This is a genomic window from Bacillus sp. SIMBA_008 (assembly GCF_046535495.1).
GTDB lineage: Bacteria > Bacillota > Bacilli > Bacillales > Bacillaceae > Bacillus > Bacillus subtilis.
On record NZ_JAWRWL010001197.1, the window covers coordinates 1 to 239 of the forward strand.

Annotated in this window: 1 protein-coding gene; it reads right to left on the reverse strand. The window is 65.7% G+C overall.

The window, feature by feature from the left end; translation table 11 throughout:
- Nucleotides 1–227, reverse strand: a 227-nt coding sequence (locus SB658_RS27235) for an acetyl-coenzyme A synthetase N-terminal domain-containing protein (RefSeq protein WP_410603660.1), incomplete at its 3' end; no start/stop codon positions are given.
- Nucleotides 228–239 lie beyond the last annotated feature (12 nt).

Consider the following 239-nt stretch of genomic DNA (forward strand, 5'->3'; position numbering starts at 1 on the left):
CTGGCGTTGAGCTCGCCGTCGTCGAACCAGCGGATGCGGAAGTCGGCCAGGTCGTAGCTGACGTCTTTGATGCGCGTGGGCTTGCGATCCCAGGCCAGGCGCTCGGCGGCCTTGCCCCAGAACTGCTCGGGCTGCTCGCCCGCCTCGCGGTAGAGCTTCTCATACTGGTCCTTGCGCACCCTTGCCCCTGCGGCAAAGGCCGGATCTACGGGATATACGTCAGCCATGGCACCCTCACT